This is a genomic window from Acidipila sp. EB88 (genome assembly GCF_003858395.1).
GTDB lineage: Bacteria > Acidobacteriota > Terriglobia > Terriglobales > Acidobacteriaceae > EB88.
In genome coordinates this window covers 4,045,738-4,063,843 of the sequence record NZ_QWEV01000005.1, presented here as the reverse complement: position 1 = coordinate 4,063,843, position 18,106 = coordinate 4,045,738, and the positions used below count along the sequence as shown (strand labels likewise).

Annotated in this window: 13 protein-coding genes; 8 read left to right on the top strand and 5 right to left on the bottom strand. The window is 64.6% G+C overall.

Annotation, left to right across the window (positions count from 1 at the left end):
* Positions 1 to 78: 78 nt before the first annotated feature.
* The 3 genes from argB to D1Y84_RS19035 are packed head-to-tail and all read right to left on the bottom strand — an operon-like array spanning position 79 to position 2,798.
* Positions 79 to 861, bottom strand: a complete 783-nt coding sequence (argB, locus tag D1Y84_RS17030) for an acetylglutamate kinase (protein ID WP_124849744.1) — start codon at positions 859 to 861, stop codon at positions 79 to 81.
* Positions 862 to 901: 40 nt separating this feature from the next.
* On the bottom strand, positions 902 to 1,960 hold the full coding sequence (argC, locus tag D1Y84_RS17025; RefSeq protein ID WP_124849743.1) for an N-acetyl-gamma-glutamyl-phosphate reductase: 1,059 nt from the start codon (positions 1,958 to 1,960) through the stop codon (positions 902 to 904).
* A gap of 49 nt (positions 1,961 to 2,009) precedes the next feature.
* A complete protein-coding gene (locus D1Y84_RS19035; protein ID WP_370245794.1) occupies positions 2,010 to 2,798 on the bottom strand; it encodes an arginine repressor in 789 nt (262 codons plus the stop codon).
* Here D1Y84_RS19035 and D1Y84_RS17015 point away from each other — a divergent pair.
* The 3 genes from D1Y84_RS17015 to D1Y84_RS17005 all read left to right on the top strand — a co-directional run bounded on the left by D1Y84_RS17015 (position 2,797) and on the right by D1Y84_RS17005 (position 9,874).
* Positions 2,797 to 7,416 (top strand): glutamate synthase-related protein, encoded by a 4,620-nt coding sequence (locus D1Y84_RS17015; RefSeq protein WP_124849742.1) that lies wholly within the window; start codon positions 2,797 to 2,799, stop codon positions 7,414 to 7,416. The genes D1Y84_RS19035 and D1Y84_RS17015 overlap by 2 nt on opposite strands.
* A 201-nt stretch (positions 7,417 to 7,617) precedes the next feature.
* Complete coding sequence (locus D1Y84_RS17010; protein ID WP_124849741.1) at positions 7,618 to 9,456, top strand: long-chain fatty acid--CoA ligase; 1,839 nt, start codon at positions 7,618 to 7,620, stop codon at positions 9,454 to 9,456.
* A gap of 115 nt (positions 9,457 to 9,571) precedes the next feature.
* On the top strand, positions 9,572 to 9,874 hold the full coding sequence (locus D1Y84_RS17005) for a helix-turn-helix domain-containing protein (protein WP_370245793.1): 303 nt from the start codon (positions 9,572 to 9,574) through the stop codon (positions 9,872 to 9,874).
* A gap of 139 nt (positions 9,875 to 10,013) precedes the next feature.
* Here D1Y84_RS17005 and D1Y84_RS17000 read toward each other — a convergent pair whose 3' ends face one another.
* On the bottom strand, positions 10,014 to 11,504 hold the full coding sequence (locus D1Y84_RS17000) for a DUF3300 domain-containing protein (RefSeq protein ID WP_124849740.1): 1,491 nt from the start codon (positions 11,502 to 11,504) through the stop codon (positions 10,014 to 10,016).
* Positions 11,505 to 11,753: 249 nt separating this feature from the next.
* Here D1Y84_RS17000 and D1Y84_RS16995 point away from each other — a divergent pair, with 249 nt between their 5' ends.
* The 3 genes from D1Y84_RS16995 to accC all read left to right on the top strand — a co-directional run bounded on the left by D1Y84_RS16995 (position 11,754) and on the right by accC (position 15,010).
* Positions 11,754 to 12,875, top strand: a complete 1,122-nt coding sequence (locus D1Y84_RS16995; RefSeq protein WP_233581511.1) for a Xaa-Pro peptidase family protein — start codon at positions 11,754 to 11,756, stop codon at positions 12,873 to 12,875.
* A gap of 22 nt (positions 12,876 to 12,897) precedes the next feature.
* Positions 12,898 to 13,440: an acetyl-CoA carboxylase biotin carboxyl carrier protein gene (accB, locus tag D1Y84_RS16990; RefSeq protein ID WP_124849739.1), complete on the top strand. Its 543-nt coding sequence runs from the start codon at positions 12,898 to 12,900 to the stop codon at positions 13,438 to 13,440.
* Between the two features lie 148 nt (positions 13,441 to 13,588).
* Complete coding sequence (gene accC, locus D1Y84_RS16985; RefSeq protein WP_124849738.1) at positions 13,589 to 15,010, top strand: acetyl-CoA carboxylase biotin carboxylase subunit; 1,422 nt, start codon at positions 13,589 to 13,591, stop codon at positions 15,008 to 15,010.
* A gap of 35 nt (positions 15,011 to 15,045) precedes the next feature.
* Here accC and D1Y84_RS16980 read toward each other — a convergent pair whose 3' ends face one another.
* Positions 15,046 to 15,741: a hypothetical protein gene (locus tag D1Y84_RS16980; protein ID WP_233581510.1), complete on the bottom strand. Its 696-nt coding sequence runs from the start codon at positions 15,739 to 15,741 to the stop codon at positions 15,046 to 15,048.
* A gap of 106 nt (positions 15,742 to 15,847) precedes the next feature.
* Between D1Y84_RS16980 and thiE the strand changes: the two genes are divergently transcribed.
* Together thiE and D1Y84_RS16970 are read left to right on the top strand one after the other, a co-directional pair.
* Entirely contained in the window at positions 15,848 to 16,513 is a 666-nt protein-coding gene (gene thiE / locus D1Y84_RS16975; protein WP_124849737.1) for a thiamine phosphate synthase, read from the top strand.
* A 13-nt stretch (positions 16,514 to 16,526) separates the two neighbouring features.
* Positions 16,527 to 18,101 (top strand): APC family permease, encoded by a 1,575-nt coding sequence (locus D1Y84_RS16970; RefSeq protein ID WP_124849736.1) that lies wholly within the window; start codon positions 16,527 to 16,529, stop codon positions 18,099 to 18,101.
* Positions 18,102 to 18,106: the final 5 nt, after the last annotated feature.

Genomic DNA, 18,106 nt, shown 5'->3' with positions numbered 1-18,106 from the left:
ATGCGCTTCAAAAACAACGAAAATTCGTAAAGCGGAACTATGTCTCTGTTCCTTGTAAAAGAGTGCCTCACGGCTGCGTTACGCGACGAGAACCTCGGTACCATCCGGAATGCGTGCCGAGCACAGCTCGGGCAGCAGCGCGGCGCGATCCGCCGGCAGGATGCGCACGCGTTTCACCCCCTGCGCCAGAGCATCCCGGCAGGCATGCAGCTTGGGCAGCATCCCGCCCGTGATCACGGCATCCCGCACCAGCCCCGCAATCTGCTCCGTGTTGAGCCAGCGCATCACCGTGCCATCTGCCCCGCGCACACCGGGCACATCCGTCAGGAACACCAGCGCATCAGCATGGCAGGCAGCCGCGCAGGCCGCTGCCATCTCGTCCGCATTGATGTTGTAGTACTCGCCATCGAAACCGAGCGCCATGCTTGAGAGCACCGGCACGCCGCCCATCCGCCAGATGGCGTCCAGCCAGCGCGGATCCGCGGCGGCAATCTCGCCCACAAAGCCGAGGTCCGGCGCCATGCGCTTCTTGCGCGCGCGAAACACCATGCCATCGCCGCCCGACATGCCCATCGCCGGGACTGCCTGTGCGGCTAAAGCAGCGACCAACGCCTTGTTCACCGCGCCGCCGAGGACCATTAGCGCGGTGTCGCGGGTCTCCGCATCCGTGATGCGCAAACCGCCCACAAACTCACTCTGCTTGCCAAGCTGCTTGAGCGTGCGCGTCAGCTGCACCCCGCCACCATGCACGACCGCGACGTCGTTGCCCGCCTGCTTCAACTGGGCGAGCGCACGGGCGCAGGAGCGCAGCAGCGCAGGATCTTCAAGCGTGGCACCGCCCAGCTTCACGATGTACTTCATAGCAAGCCCTCCGCGTTCCCGCCGGCGTACTGCCGGCCCATCACAGCAGCCCTTCCGTTTCCGGCCAGCCGCACATCAGGTTCCAATTCTGCACGGCCTGGCTGGCAGCGCCCTTGAGCAGGTTGTCCAGGCAGGCAACCACGATGCCGCGCCGTCCGTCCGCCGCGAGCGACACGCCCAGGTCGCAGAAGTTAGTACGCTCCACGTACTGGATCTGCGGCAGGTCCGGCGATTCAAACAGCCGCACCAGCCGGCGCCCCGCGTAAAAGCTGCGGAAACAATCCTGCACCTGTGCCAAGGTGACGCGCTCGCGAAACCGCACATAGATCGTAGACAGGATGCCGCGCGGAATCGGCAGCAGGTGGGGCGTAAGAACGAGCTGCTCCTCGCTGACACCCAGTTGCTCAAACAGTTCGCCGGTATGCCGATGCTTCCATAGCCCGTACACGGAAAGATTGTCCGCCGCGTACATGTAGTGGGTTTTCGCCGTGGGTTCACGGCCCGCGCCCGAGACACCGGACTTCGCATCGCAGATGATGCCGTGATCCAGGTCGAGGAGGCCCGCGGCGACCAGCGGCTTCAGTGCCAGGATCACGGAGGTTGCATAACAGCCCGGGTTGGCCACAAGCCGTGCCTTTGCGATTGCCTCGCGGTGCAATTCGGGCATGCCGTACACGGCCTGCTGCTGCGTCGCGAGCGCAGCCTCCGCCTCGTTATCCTCAAAGCCGTACACGGCCCGGTACTGGTTGGATTCCAGCCGCCATGCGCCGCTCAGGTCGATCACGCGGAACCCTCGCGCCAGGGCTTCCGGCACCCACTGCCGCGACTGCTCGTGCGGCGTCGCCAGAAAAACCGTATCGACCCCGCGCTCCTCGAGCAAAGACCAGGCAAACGGCTGCACAGTCAGCGCCTCGGCGCTGGCCAGTGAGCGCAGCGCCGGGTGCACCGTCGCAAGCGAGTCCCGCTCGCGCCCGCAGAACACTGGGGGCAAGCCACCGAGACGAGGGTGGGCCAGCAGGATACGCGCAAGCTCCTGGCCCGCATACCCGCGGGCACCCACCACCGCGGTTTGATTGTTGTTTGAAAGTAGCTGATCCATCCGAACGTCGAATCCTTTGCCGCGGCATGGCCGCGATGCTTGCTGGGCGCTAACCGATCAGGATGCGCAAACGAGTGCAAAGCGCCTTGGCCTGCTTACGATCCGGGCAGATGATCAACACGGTGTTGTCCCCGGCCACGGTCCCGACGACCTCCGGCAATCCTGCATAATCAAGCGCTGCGGCTACCGGCTGCGCCGAACCCATCACGGTGATCACCACCAGGAGATTCTGTGCCTGTTCAATGCGCAGTCCAAAACTGTCCAGAAGGTCCCCCAGCGCGGGCAGGCGGTCCTCGTTTTCTTCATCCGCAACGCCATTATTCCCTTGGCCGGGCAGTGCATACCCGCTCGGCCCCTTCATCAGGTGCAGCTCACGAATGTCGCGGGACAGGGTGGCCTGGGTGACGCGGAAGCCGCGACGGGCCAGCTTGCGCCGGAGCTCGTCCTGGCTCGCAATCGCCGAAGCGTGGAGCACGTCCCGGATCGCTGTGTGGCGCTCGGCCTTGTTTTCAGATGCGGTCACGCGCTTTGCTGATCCTCGCTGCTGGGGCTGGTTAAGGCGGGGCAGAGCCCACTGCATAAAAATACGCTCCGGTGTATAACTATGCAAGCGACCGGCCGCAAGGCAGTTCGCGATCCGGCTGAGAGCCCGGCTGAAACCGGCCTGGCTGCCGCCGTTCGCGTGGTCTTCCGCTTTGCCCGCGTCGTGTTGCTCGACCGCCGGTTGTTCCGGTACCTGCAGGTCCGGCAGCATCCTGCCTGCGGACGCCTTCAGGGCTGCGGGCGCTGCGAAATCAAGATGTACCCACTCCCGCAATGAGGACGTATAGTTGGACATGGGCCGTCACCAATCTGTTGCATCCCACGCTGCCGTGGTTCCCTCCGAGCTGGACGCCGCGTCGTCCAACAGCCTCTCCGCCGGTCTGTACGACCCCCGTTTTGAACATGAAAGCTGCGGCGTCGGCTTTGTTGCGACCCTGACGGACGTGGCCTCGCGGTCGATCCTGGAGCAGGCGCTGGAAGCCCTGAGCCGCCTTGCCCATCGCGGAGCGATCGCATCCGACGGTGTTTCGAGCGACGGCATCGGCATCTGCACCGCGATTCCGCGTGAGCTCCTGCTTGCCTCCACCGGCATCTCGCTGGCACCCGAGCAGACTCTGGCCGTGGGCATGGTCTTCTGGCCCGTGGGCACTGATGCGGATGTGCAGGCCGGCTTCGAGGGCGCGCTCTCCGGCGTGCTTGCCGCGCAGGAGTTTGAGGTGCTGGGCTGGCGTACCGTGCCCACGCAGCCTTCCATTCTTGGCACCATCGCGCGCTCGACCATGCCTGTGGTCCGGCAGGTCCTGCTCACCACCGCCAATGTCGAGGCCATTGAGCGCCGCCTTTACATTGCGCGCAAAGCCTTCGAGCGTAGCCGCACGCCCGGCTACGTCTGCTCGCTGTCATCCCGCACCATCATTTACAAATCCATGTGTTCCGGCCGGCAGCTGCCGCACTTCTATGCCGACCTGGCTGACCCGCGCTACGTTACGTCGTTCGCGATCTTTCACCAGCGCTATGCCACCAATGTTGCCCCGTCCTGGGATCGCGCGCAGCCCCTGCGCACCATTTCGCACAACGGCGAGATCAACACGGTTTGGGGCAACCGGGCCCGCATGGATGCCCGCGACGCCACGCTCCCGGCCGAAGTGAAGCCGATCTTTTCTCCCGACGGTTCCGACTCCACCTCGCTTGATGAAACCGCCGAGCTGCTGTCGCACAATGGGCGCTCCATCGCGGAGTCCATCCGGCTGATGCTGCCGCCGGCCCAGCACCGCAAGCAGTCCGCGTTCTTTGCCTACAATGAGGACTGCATCGAGCACTGGGATGGTCCCGCCGCCGTGGTGTTCACAGACGGCCGCCTGGTCGGTGCCGCGCTCGACCGTGTCGGCTTGAGGCCCTGCCGCTTCTTCGTCACCGACGATCAACTCGTCGTGGTCGGCTCAGAAGCTGGCCTGGTCGACCTGGATCCCGAGCACGTGGTGCACTCCGGCCGCCTCGGCCCCGGACAGATGCTTTGTATCGATCTCGACGAACACCACCTCTACGAGAACGACGAAGTGCAGGAAGTGTTTGACGGGCGCGCGCCGATGTACGAGCCCCTGCTGAACGACCGCACGCTCGACATGGCAACGCCGGTGACTCCCCTGCCGGACGGCGAACTGCTTCGCCTGCAGCATGGCTTCGGCTACACGCGTGAAGACGTCGCCATGGTGCTCAAGCCGATGTCGACCGATGGCAAGGATGCCATCTGGTCCATGGGCGATGACACGCCGCTGGCCCCGATGGCTCGCTCGCCGCGCCCGGTCTACGCGTACTTCCGCCAGCGCTTCGCCCAGGTGACCAATCCTCCCATCGATTCGCTGCGCGAGGCCGTGGTAATTCACCTGCACACTCGGCTGGGACCCTGGCCGCACCTGCTCGACAACAAGGCCCGTTTGACAGGGCTTTCGCTCGCGTCGCCCTTGCTGTCGCTCGGGCAGGTCGAGGCCCTGCGCACGCGCAGGCACTCGCTGGGTGATGAGCTTCCGCTCGCCGTGCTCGACTGTCTTTTGCCGACCGGTGCCACGCTTGCTTCCACGATCGAGGATCTGATGGCCAAGGCCGCCGACCTGGTGCGTGGCGGCGCGGCGATTTTGCTGCTTTCCGATCGCGCTACCGACGCGGACCATGCGCCGGTACCGATGGCTCTTGCGCTCGGCGCCGTGCACCACAAGCTCATCCGCGAAGGCATTCGCACCCAGGTCGGCCTGGCTGTGGAAGCCGGGGACTGTCGCGATGTGCACCATGCCGCCGTGCTGCTGGGCATGGGCGCGGGCGCGGTGTGCCCATGGCTGGCTTTCGAAACAGCCAAAGCGGCAGTGCCAGACGTGGGTGAGAGCAACCTGCTCAAGGCGTTCAACGCCGGCTTAGCGAAGATCATGTCCAAGATGGGCATCTCGGTGCTCGACTCGTACCGCGGCGCACACCTGTTCGACTCGATCGGCCTGGATCATACCGTGATTGAGCAATGCTTCTTCGGTACGCCCGCGCCGCTCGGAGGCATCGGGTATGCCGACCTCGAGTCGCACGTACGCGCAAACTGGAGCACCTACGCGCCGGCGGCTTCGCCTGCTGTCGCTACGGCGCCTGTGGTCGAGACCGTGAATGCCTCGTCGGAAGGCGTCCCCGTCGCCGTGGGCGCTGGAGCACCGGTGACCGCTGCTGCGTCTGCTGCTGTACCCTCCGCCGCCGCGGCCGCGCCTGCGGTTGTCTCCAAGGACCTGCCGGATTTCGGCTGGGTTCGCTTCCGCAAGACCGAAGGCGCGGAGCCGCACTCCTGGCAGCCCTCCACCGTGCGCCTGCTGCAGACTGTTGCCGGCAGCACGGCACGCGCAGTGGTTCCGGCTCCCGGGCCTGGTGCAGCCTGGGCTGCGTTCACGGCGCAGGCCGCGGAGAAGGAGCCGGCCAACCTGCGGGATCTTCTGGATTTCCGTGCGGCGGGCGCTGCCTTGCCCGTAGATTCCGTCGAGAAGTCGTCGAGCATCTTTGCCCGCTGCATCGCCAGTGCCATGTCGCTGGGCTCGCTGAGCCCGGAGGCGCACCAGACGGTTACCGCCGCAATGAACCTGCTGGGCGGCCGTTCCAACACCGGAGAGGGCGGGGAAGACCGCTCCGTGTACCAGGCGGACACGGAGCTCGAACTGGTGGGTCGCAAGTACCCGGCGCACCTGCTCAACAATAAGACCAAGCAGATTGCCTCGGGCCGGTTCGGCGTCACCGCGGAATACCTCCGCAATGCCGAGGAGATTGAGATCAAGATGGCGCAGGGCGCCAAGCCAGGCGAGGGTGGCCAGCTGCCAGGCCACAAGGTGACCGGCCTGATCGCTCGCCTTCGCCATGCACAGCCCGGCGTCACGCTGATCTCTCCGCCGCCGCACCACGACATCTACTCGATCGAAGACCTCGCGCAGCTCATCTATGACCTGAAGCGCATCAACCCGAAGGCGGCCGTGGGCGTCAAGCTCGTGTCCGAGTACGGGGTCGGCACGGTCGCTGCAGGCGTCGCCAAGGCATACGCCGACTACATTGTGATTGCCGGCTACTCCGGCGGCACCGGCGCCTCGCCGCTCTCAAGCATCAAGTACACCGGCTCGCCCTGGGAGCTGGGCCTGGCTGAAGCGCAGCAAACCCTGATGCGCAATGGCCTGCGCGGTCGCGTGCGCCTGCGTGTCGACGGCGGCCTGCGCACCGGCAACGACCTGCTGGTCGCCGCCATGCTCGGCGCAGACGAGTTCGCCTTCGGCACCGCGGTGCTGGTGGCGATCGGCTGCGACATGGCGCGGCAGTGCCACCTCAACACCTGCCCCGTCGGTATCGCCACCCAGCGAGAAGACCTACGGGCCAAGTTCCGCGGCAAGCCAGAGCACATCGTGCGCTTCTTTGAGGAACTCGCGGGCGACGTCCAGGGGCTGCTTGCCCGGCTGGGCCTGCCCTCGATCGACGCCGCCATCGGGCGCGCCGACCTGCTTACCCAGGTACGCCACGCGGGCGGTCTCGATCTCGCCCCGATGCTGGCTGCCTCGGTCAGCGGCGAAACACGCTGGGCCGGTGGCCGCAACGATCGTCCCGAGACGGGCGAAGATGCGCCCATTGATGACGCATGGGTTGAGCCGGCGCTTGCCGCCTACGCTGCGGGCAAGGCCTTTGAGTGGAGCGGGACTGTCTCCAACAAGGACCGGACCCTCGGAGCGCGCCTCTCGGGTGAACTGGCGCTGCAGCAGGCGCGTCGCCAGCACGCGGGTGACGACACCCACCCTGCGCTGCGCTTCGACATGAAGGGCGTAGCTGGGCAGAGCTTTGGCGCCTTCGCAACCAGGGGCTTGTCCCTGGTGCTCGAAGGTCTGGCAAACGACTTTGTCGGCAAGGGACTATGCGGTGCGGAACTCGTGCTGCGCGGCCAGGGACGGGCCGCGCGCGAAAGTGAGCGTCATGTCATCCTTGGCAATGTCGCGCTGTACGGTGGCACCAGCGGCTCGCTGTTTGCCGCAGGCCGCGCGGGCGAACGCTTTGCGGTCCGGAACTCCGGCGTGCTCGCCGTGGTTGAAGGCGTGGGCGACCATGGCTGCGAGTACATGACGGGCGGCACCGTGGTGGTGCTGGGTCGCACCGGCATGAACTTCGGCGCAGGCATGACCGGCGGAAGTGCCTGGGTTTTCGATGAGGATGGCGACTTCCTGAGCGATGGCCGTTACCACGCGTCCTTTCTGGAGGCCGAGCGGTTCGATCACCTCGACGAAGAAGCCCAGGGCGTGATCCGCGATCTGATCCAGCTGCACGGGGAAAAGACCGGCAGCACCCGGGCGGCTTGGCTGCTTGCCGAGTGGCCCACGCAGGCCACGAAGCTGGTTCGCCTTACTCCCTTACCGCAAGCGTAACCAAGGCAGGAGCCGGGCCCCACGCCCGGTTCCTTTTCAGCGCGTGGACGCGTCCCCGCAGCAAGCAACCGTCCTCCGGCGCGGATGATTCGCCCGCCTGTTCAACCCTTGTTCATGGGCTGTTTACCGCCCAGTCATCTGCGTGCCGGGCACGGGGGCGGCGCTTTCCCGCCTCCTGCCAGGTCGGATACAGTGCTGAATATGGCTACCGAGAACGCGCCGAACTACCAGACCGTCAATGACATCTTCTACAAGGTTGCAGATTCCGGCTCCGCCGACGTGGTGCGGGTGCTGGAGCGCAACGGCGCCTGGCTGATCCTGTCGGCAGCGGAACTCTACGCGCGCGTCCGGGCACTCGCGCATGCGCTCACCTCCCTCGGCCTCGGCAAGGGAGATCGCGTTGCCATCCTGAGTGAGAACCGGGCCGAGTGGGCCATCACCGACTTCGCAACGCTGGCGACCGGCATGGTCAACGTGCCGCTGTTCCCAACCCTGCATGCGCCGCAGATCGGCGACCTGCTGCAGCACTCCGGCTGCCGTGTCGCGGTGGTGTCCACCAAGGTGCAACTGCGCAAGGTGCTTTCGGTGCTGGCCCAGACCAGGCTCGAGCACATCATCGTCATGGACGATGTGAAAGACGAAATCGCTACGCTTGCTGGCAACAGCGACACCCCCGGTGGCAGTGCAGAGGTTCCTAGCATTCTGAGCTTTGGCGCCCTGATCGCCGAGCGCACCACAGCGAGGGACACCGCTTTCGATGCCGCAGCCCACGCCATTACGGGCAGTGACCTGGGGTCGATCATCTATACCTCGGGCACCACGGGCGAGCCCAAGGGGGTCATGCTCACGCACGGCAACCTGGCCAGCAATGTCTCCTACGCACTGCGCGAGTTCATGCCGTTCTCGGGCCCGCAACGTACTGTGTCCTTCCTGCCGCTCTCGCATGTGACGGCGCGGCACGCGGACTACGACCTCTACTCGCTCGGGTTCTCCATGGCGTACTGCCCATCCATGGACAAGTTGATGAGCGCGCTCAAGACCGTGAAGCCGACTTTGATCGTCGCCGTGCCCCGGGTCTTTGAAAAGGTGCGCCAGGAGGTCGAGCGTCGCTCGCGGGGCTCGAAACTCAGCAGCGCCGTGGTGCGCTGGGCGCTGGGTGTCGGCCGGCGCAACGAGTCCACCATCCTGGCCGGACGCACACCGCGCTCACCCCTGTGGAAGCTGGCGGATAAGCTCTTCTACAGCAAGGTGCGCGCTGTGTTCGGCGGCGAAGTGTTGTATTTCGTGGCGGGCGGCGCTCCGCTCGGTGGAGACACCGCTCACTGGTTTGCGCAAGCCGGCATCCGGATCCTCGAGGGTTACGGGCTGACCGAGACTTCGCCCGTGATCGGCGTCAACACCCCGGTCGCCTACCGGCTGGGCACAATCGGCAAGCCATTGCCCAACCTGCAGGTACGCCTCGCCGAGGACGGCGAACTGCTCGTAAAAGGGCCGAGTGTTTTCAAGGGCTACTGGGAAAGCCCTGGCCTGACTGCCCAGGCTTTCGACAGCGAGGGCTGGTTCCTAACGGGCGACATCGCGAGCCAGGACGCGGACGGCTTCCTGACGATCACCGATCGCAAGAAAGAACTGATCAAGACTTCCGCGGGCAAGTTCATCGCTCCCCAGGCCATCGAAGGCAAGCTGGCGGCAGACCTTTTTGTGGCGAGTGCTGCGGTGTTCGGCGACCGGGAGAAGTACGTGGCCGCCTTGATCGCGCCAAACTTTGAAGTCCTGGAAGCCTGGGCACGCGAGCAGAAGATCGTCGCTGCCAGCCGCCAGGAACTCATCCGCAATCCTGCAGTCATCGCGCGGTACAAGGAAACGATCAAGCAGGTAAACCGGGGATTGGCGGACTACGAGCTGCTCAAGAACTTCGCACTCGTGGCCGATGAGTGGACCATCGACAGCGGGGAACTCACGCCCTCGATGAAGCTCAAGCGCAGGGTGCTGAAAGAGCGGTACCAGGTGGAAATAGCCTCATTGTTCCATCCAGGCTGAATAAGCCCGATGTCGCGTGCGTTCCGCAGCGGTCATTACCTCCGCTCCCTTGAACCTGTAAGTGCTTGCAACAGAACGGCAAAGCGGGTATAAGGCTGGCAGCGAAGGAGTGCCTATGCGCGCTGAGACGCAACGTCCCGAGAAAAGTCGACCCGCACTGGTGGATGCCGCCCAGGCGCGCGAGGTCATGGATATCAGGCAGGCTGCTGACTACCTTGGTATCAGCGCGGACAGCCTGTATCGCTATGCAGCTGAAGCCACGATCCCAGCATTTCGCCTAGGCAACAGGTGGCGCTTCAAAAAGTCCAAGCTCGACAGCTGGATGGAAGAGCAGAGCGATCCTGTGCCGACGATGGCGGCAGGCAAGAAAAAGCCCGCCCGCTCCGTGCAGAAGCCTCCCCTGCGCGCTGTGCGCTGAACGGGAGACATAGCGAGGTCAGACGCGGGTCTCGCAGCATCATCCAAAACACGCAAGGGGCACGATCGCCATGATCGTGCCCCTTGTTTATGTCTGGCCGCTGCTGGTTTGCAATGGCCACCGTCTTGAGGTCGCAGTTCTAGTGATCGTGGTTGCCGCCATGCTCATGGGCTTCATGGCCACCACCACCGCTCGGTTTGGCCTGGGTATGCGCGGGCGCGCTACGCTGCTGCTGTGCCGGTGCTGCCTGGCCTGCTGGCCGCCCTGCCGTGTTTCCTTGTGGACGGGCGTAGTTCGCGGAGCCTCCCGGCGCAGCCTGCTGGGGGCGTGCTCCGGTCTGACCACCCTGGTAGGAGCCGCGATTTGCATTGTTGAACTGGCCCGTCTGCGCTCCGCCCGTATAGCCCTGGCCGCGATTCAGCGTGTTGTTGCCACCATTGTTGAAGGTGTTGGCGCCGCCTCGGTTCACCGTGTTGCCGCCGGCATTGAAGGTGTTGGCACCACGATTCACTGTGTTGCCGCCGTTGTTGAACCCGCCACCGGGACGGTTCACGGTGTTGCCACCGTTGTTGAAGCCACCACGGTTCACCGCGTTGCCACCGTTGAAGCCGCCACCGCCCCGGTTGATGGTCACGTTGTTGATGGAGCGGTTGCCGCCAAAGCGGGCTGCCTGCGTCTGGTTGAACGCGCGCGCCTGCGGATTGCGGTCAAACCCGCCATAGTTGCCGTGGTTCACCACCGTCACGCTGCGCGAGATGTACGTGTTGTGGTTAAACACCACTGCGCGCTGATGCCAGTCGGGCGCCCAGCTATGGAAGCCCCACGCGAAGTGCGTGAAGGCTCCGATGGCGATGCCCACACCAAACCCGATGGCCAGGCCCGTTCCGAAGGAGATGCCGCGCGGCGGCCCATAGTAGTAGTGCCCGTATGCCGGGATCGGCGCGCCGTAAACCACCCAGGGGTTGTAGTACGGCACGTACACCACCGAAGGGCTCACCGGCGCGATCTCGATGTCACCGGGGGCATACTGCACCGCAAGCTGCGAGTTCGAGCGCAGGCTTCCGGCTGCATACGCCCGCTGCCGCATGTCCTGCACGGCGGAAAGCACGTCCTGCGGCTGGTTGTAATAGGCATTGCCGAGCTGCGTGGTCCAGTCCATGTTCCGGTTCAGGTTATCCAGCACCTGTGGAAACGCCACCAGGGACTTCACGCTCGGGTCCCAAGGCTGCCCATTGGCCATTTCGGCCAGCTGCTCGGGCGGGTAGTTGCCGCCCTGCTGGACAAACTGCTCGGCGCTGGCGAGCTGGGCCGGGTACGTGGCGCCCGCAAGCACCTGCGCTACCAGTGAGTCGGGGTAGAGCGCGATCGGCGCAACCAGCTGGTTGATCTGGTCCGGCCCCAGCGGTTGGTAGTTGCCCTGGTTGCCCTGCGGGGGATAGCCCTGCTCCGCATCGGGCGGCGGCGGCGGCCCGTAGTCCTGGGCGAGAGCCGAGCCCGCGGTCAGTGGAAACATCGTCATGGCCAGCACAGCAGCGATCATCTGCTGCGCACTGAAACGCGGAGTGCTCTTTTGAAAGAGCCGGATGGCACATGGCTTGCCGGCTGCTGCCGTGTTGCTCTGTTTCTGCATCGGTCTTCCTCGCTATGCCGCTTGCGGATCACGGCTTTTTGCCCGTTTGCTTCGGCTATGAGAACACAGGGTGCCGCGGAAAGTTACGCGACCCTGACACTGAAGGCACTGCCTGGACCAGTCTGCTCACTTTGTAGGATGGCTTCACAGAGGTGGGTACCTCTTGCCTGGCAGCAATTTCTGCGAGGTGGACCACGCCCGAGCCGCTTCTCACCCAGTCACGCGCGCGCCGCAGGAAGCGCGCGCCTCATGTATCTTCAGGGTGGAATGAACCATAAGGCACGCCTCCAGGCACTCCGCAGCAAACTGGCACTCAGCAGCACCAGGGCCTTGCTGTTGACCCATGGGCCAGACGTCCGCTACCTTTCGGGCTTCACCGGCTCCAACGCCGTTTTGCTGGTGTTTGCCCGCTCCACGGTGCTGCTGACCGACGGCCGCTACACGACGCAGGCGCGGCAGGAAACAGCCGGCAGCGGTGCCCGCGTGGTGATCGGCAAGCGCCTGGCGAGCGAGGCCTGCGTGCTGCTGCTCCGCGCAGGTGTCACCTCCGTCGCCTACGACAGCAATCACACCACCGTGGCGGCATTAAGCCGGTTTGAGGCCGCCCTGCCCGAGAGCCATGGCAAGGTGGCGCGCCGACGCTTTTTCTCTCCAATGGCCGACTCACCTGTGGCTTCGTTGCGCCAGGTGAAGGACAGCGAGGAACTGCAAGGCATGGCGGAGGCGGCTGCTGTGGGCTGCCAGATCTTTGAGGACGTATTGCATCACCTCGCAGCCGGGGTCGCCGAACGAGAGATTGCCGCGGAACTCGAGTACGCGGCGCGCCGGCGGGGCGCCGAGGGCATGTCCTTCGATACGATTGTGGCGTCGGGCAGGCGCTCCGCCCTGCCGCATGGCCACGCCTCGGCCCAGCCGCTGCCCCGGCGCGGGTTTGTGACCATGGACTTCGGTGTTATCTTAGGGGGCTACTGTTCCGATATGACCCGCACCGTGTACATGGGCAAGCCAACCCGGGAAGAGAAGTCCGCCTACCAGGCAGTGCTTGAAGCGGAGCAGGCCGGTATTGAGGCGGTCCGGGCCGGGGTAACGGGTGCTTCCGTGGACGCGGCATCCCGCGCGGTGCTGCGGCGCGCAGGGCTTGCCAACTACTTTTCGCACTCCACGGGGCATGGGGTCGGCCTGGAGATCCACGAAGGACCACGGCTTGCCGCCAAATCCGAGGATGTCCTCGCGGAAGGCATGGTCGTCACCGTGGAACCGGGTGTGTACCTGCCGGAGCGGTTCGGTATCCGCATAGAAGATATGGTGGTAGTCGAGGCCACCGGCGCTCGGGTGCTGACCTTCAGCCCTAAAGAACTGCTTATGCTGTAAGCGAAGGAAGAACAGAGAAGAGATGAATCCGGAAGAAATCAAAGCGCTCAAAGAGCTCATCGAGTTCCTGCAGGAGAAGAAGATCGGGGAGTTCCGCCTGGAGCGCGGCGAACTCAAGGTAGAGCTGAAGTTCGAAGCCGCCATGATCGCGGCTGCTGCCCAAAATGCTCCGCATCCCGCCCAGCAGATGGATCCCTTGCTGCTGGCACGCCTGCTCGGCGGTGGGGCGCCCGCACCGGCTGCCGCCGCCGCGCCTGCAAGCCCGGCGCCGCCTGTGCACGAGTTGACGGCCCAGCCCGCTGCTGCGGAGGCTGCGGAAGAAGTGCTGCACACGGTGAAGTCGCCCATTGTGGGGACCTTCTACGAATCGCCTTCCCCGGGGTCAGCCGCGTTCGTCAAGATCGGCGACATGGTGGAAGTGGCCCAGCCCATTTGCATCGTGGAAGCCATGAAGCTGATGAACGAGATCGAGTCCGACGTGGCAGGCGAGATCGTCAAGCGCCTGGTGCAGAACGGTCAGCCGGTCGAGTACGGCCAGCCCCTTTTCGCAGTGCGCGTGCGCTGACAAGGCGCTCTCACCCGCATCCTGATCTCTCCGGCGCCGCTCCTTTGCTCCTTCATCTGTGTCCAGCTCGCGCCGGGATGGACCACCGAAGCTCGCCGGCGCGGCCGGGTATCAGCCGCCCCGCTCCGACTGGAAAGAAGCACTTCCCATGTTTCGAAAAGTTCTGATCGCCAACCGTGGCGAAATCGCACTCCGCGTCATCTGCGCCTGCAAGGAACTCGGCATTCGCACGGTAGCCGTCTACTCCGAGGCCGATCGCAACGCGCTGCACGTCCGCTTTGCCGATGAAGCCATCTGCATCGGGCCGCCGCGCTCCAGCGAAAGCTACCTCCACGTGCCGGCCGTGATCGCCGCGGCTGAAATCGCGGACGTGGACGCGATCCATCCTGGCTATGGGTTGCTCAGCGAGAACGCCAACTTCGCCGAGGTCTGCCGCGAGTCCAACATCAAGTTCATCGGACCGCCGCCTGAAGTCACCCGCATGATGGGTGAGAAATCCATGGCGCGCCAGACGATGAAAAAGGCGAAAGTGCCCATCCTGCCCGGCTCCGACGGCGTGCTGGTTGACCAGAACGAAGCCCTGGAGTGGGCAAGGTCGATTGGCTACCCAGTCATCCTCAAGGCAGTCGCCGGCGGCGGCGGCCGTGGCATGCGCATTGTGCGCACCCCCGAGGAGCTGCCCGCGCTTTACCAGGCCGCGCACACCGAGGCCGCCAATGCTTTTGGCAATGGCGACCTGTACATGGAAAAGTTCATCGAGCGGCCGCGTCACATCGAGTTCCAGGTACTGGCCGATGAGCATGGCAACGTGCTTTCGCTCGGCGAGCGCGAATGTTCCATTCAGCGCCGCCACCAGAAGCTGATCGAAGAAGCGCCATCGCTGCAGGTCACGCAGAAGATGCGCGACGACATCGGCAAGACCATTCGAAAGTCGCTCGTTGACGTCGGCTACCAGAACGCCGGCACCATCGAATTCCTGATGGACGAAGACGGCAAGCTTTACTTCATCGAGATGAACACGCGCATCCAGGTCGAACACCCCGTCACCGAGATGATCACCGGCGTGGATCTCGTCAAAGCGCAGCTGCGCGTCGCGGCTGGCGAGAAACTGTCGTCGATCATTCCCGACCCGATTGCGATTCGTGGCCATGCGATTGAGTGCCGCGTCAACGCGGAGCATCCTGAGAAGTTCACCCCGTCGGCCGGCAAGATTACCGCGTTCAACCTGCCCGGTGGCAATGGCGTTCGTGTCGACACGGCGCAGTATGCCGAGGGTGTTGTGCCGCCTTACTACGACTCACTTATCGCCAAGCTGATCGTGCACGGTAAGGATCGCGCCGAAGCCATGGCCCGCATGGAGCGTGCGCTGGAGATGTTCGTGGTGGAAGGCATTCACACCACCATCCCGCTGCACCGCAAGATCTTCAAGGACGAGGAGTTTCGCACCGGGGCTTTCGACACGAAGTTCATGGAGCGGTTTTTCGATCGCGAAAAAGAACGCCGCGCCAACATGCAGCACATTATCGCGCAGAGCGATGCGCCGCCGTCCGGCGAGACTCCTTCCGCATAGAAGGGTCCCGCCAGGCCCTGCGTGGTTCGCCTGGATTAGAGGATATTGACCGCGCGTGCAGCCAGCAGCGCAATCGTCACCAGCGAGATGCTGGCCTGCACCATCATCAGCCCCTTGGCCCAGCGCGAAAGCACCGGTGCATCGGTCGGTGAGAACGCAGTGCTGGTGTTGTACGCCAGGAACAGGTAGTCCACAAAGCCGGGCGTCCACCCCTGCGCCTTGTCCGCGAGGTCGCCGCCGGCCGAGCCGAGGGTCATCTGCGGGAACAGGAACGCGCCCTCGGTATGCGTTTCCCGCAGGTCGCGCGCATGCGGACCGCCCGCATCCAGTCTCCAGTACCACGAAGCAAATACCAGCACGTTGCTGGTCCAGAGCACAGCGGCCACCGTCAGCAGGGTGCGGGGCGAGAGCGTGTGCTGCGGCAGCGATCGCACCAGCAGCGCCAGAGACCAGATCATCGCCAGCGTGATCAGGCCATTTGAAGCGAAGCCCAGCATCTCGGTGAGCTTGTGCTTGCCGCGCATGCGCGCCAGCGTTGCCGGGATCGCCAGCAGCAGCACCACCAGCAGCAGCAGCCATCCTGGTCCGAAGGAAAGTTGCCGCGGCAGCGCGAACTCAAGCGCGCCTACTGCGAAGACGGCGAGTATAGCCGGCCACCGTGGTTCAGGGTCATTGTTGTCGTCAGCGGAGGAAGGGGAGTGACTCGCGTTGTTGTCCATGCCTGCTGTCATCTTATGGCACCCCTGCGGCCGTGCCGTGCGCCCACGGAGCATCGCCAGCCATGCTGCGAAACTGCTCCCCGGCTGGCTTTCCCTGCCGCGTGTGTAGAGTTTTGCTATGGCCCTGGCGCTCCCTCCGCTTTACCCCATCCTAGACTCTGCGTTCTTTCCGGCTGATCCTGCCACCTGCGACCGGTATCTCACCGAGATGGTGCACGTGCTCACCGATGCAGGTGTCACGCTCCTGCAGTTGCGCATGAAAGGTGCCGCAGCGCCAGCAATCCTGCATGCGGCGCATGTCCTGCATGCCGCGTCTCCGCCGTCTTTGCGGCTTATCCTCAACGACGCTGCGCCCCTGCTCGCCGCGAGCGGCTTCCACGGTGTGCACCTGGGCCAGGCAGATATGCCTGTCGCCCAAGCTCGCGCTGCCCTCGGCTCTGACGTGCTGATCGGCATCTCCACGCATACCCTTGCGCAGCTTGAGCAGGGCGGGGCCTCCTCCGCCGATTACATTGCCACCGGGCCCGTGTTCGCCACCGGCTCCAAGGCGGATGCCGAGCCGCACATCGGCCTTGACGGCGTGCGCTTGGCACGCGGAGTCACCGCCCGGCCCCTGGTCGCCATTGGCGGCATCACGCCGTACAACGCAGAATCGGTGCGCGATGCAGGTGCAGATAGCCTTGCCGTCATCGGCGCCATCTTCGCACAGCCCGGCACGCGCTCGGCCGCGTCCCCTGCGGAGGCGGGGAGATTAGCTGCAGACTTTCTGAAGCTTTTCCGGTAGAACAGCTTGTAACGTGACCACAGCAACCCCCGTAGGCTCCTCCAGCACAACCCATGAACCGCTGATCCAGGGCCTTGGCCTTTTCAGTGCGACTTCGATTGTGGTTGGTTCCATGATCGGGTCCGGCATTTTCATCGTGTCGGCCGACATAGCTCGCGTCACCGGTTCGCCCGCACTGCTGATTGGCGCCTGGCTGGTCACCGCGGTGATGACCATCATCGGCGCACTCTCCTACGCGGAGCTTGCCGCCATGATGCCCCGGGCCGGCGGCCAGTATGTGTACCTGCGCGAAGCGCTTGGGCCCATGTGGGGCTTTCTGTTTGGCTGGACGCTGTTCCTGGTCATCCAGACCGGCACCATCGCCGCGGTCGGCGTGGCGTTCGGCAAGTTCCTCGGCGTGTTCTTTCCCACGGTTTCCTCCACGCACTGGCTGCTGCGCATTGGCCATGTACCCGCGCTGCAGCTTGGCCCTGTCACGCTCGGCAACATGGATCTAGGCATCAACACGGCAAACCTCGCCGGGATCCTCATCACCATCCTGCTGACCGCGGTGAACATCTTCGGCGTGCGCCTGGGCGCGCTGGTGCAGAACATCTTCACCACTGCAAAGACGCTGGCGTTGCTCGCGCTGGTGCTGTTCGGCGTTGCTCTCGGCCGCAACCATGCGGCCATCGGGGCCAACTTCTCGCACGGACACTTCTTTGCTGGTGCCGGGCTGCACACCCTGCATCCGCTTGCAGGCGCCGGTGGCAGCGTCATGCTGGTCGGCATCGTCACCATGCTGGCAGTGGTGCAGACCGGCTCGCTGTTTTCGGCCGATGCCTGGAACAACGTCACCTACACCGCGGGCGAGGTGCGCAACCCGAGCCGCAACCTGCCGCTGTCGTTGATCCTTGGCACCGGCATCGTGCTCGCGCTGTACCTGCTCTCGAACTTCGTTTATCTCTTTGCGCTGCCGCTTGCCGGCGACCCGCATGGCGCAACCGTGTTCGCACGCGGCATCCAGTACGCGGGTGAAGATCGTGTGGCCACCGCCGTGCTGGAGCAGATCTTCCACTCCGCGGGCGCGTACCTCATGGCCGGCGCCATTCTTATCTCGACCTTTGGCTGCGCCAACGGATTGATCCTGGCCGGCTCGCGCGTGTACTACGCCATGAGCCAGGACGGCTTGTTCTTCCGCGCCACCGGCCGCCTGCACCCGCGCTACAAAACGCCGGTTGCCTCGCTGGTGATCCAGGCCATCTGGACCTGCTTCCTCTGTATCTCGGGCTCCTATGGGCAGCTGCTCGACTACATCATCTGCGCGGAGTTGGTCTTCTACATCCTCACGATCGTGAGCCTGTTTGTGCTGCGCATTCGCCGGCCCGACGCCGTGCGCCCGTACCGTGCGCTGGGCTACCCCGTGCTGCCCGCGCTTTACATCGTCTTGGCCGCAACGATCTGCTTTACGCTGCTGCGGTACAAGCCGCAGTACACCTGGCCCGGCCTTTTCCTGGTGCTGCTTGGTGTCCCGGTCTACCTGTTCTGGTCACGCTCCGCCGCTCGTTCAGAGGCTGTGGCTTCTTCGCTTCCCCCTGTGCACAATTAGTCTTG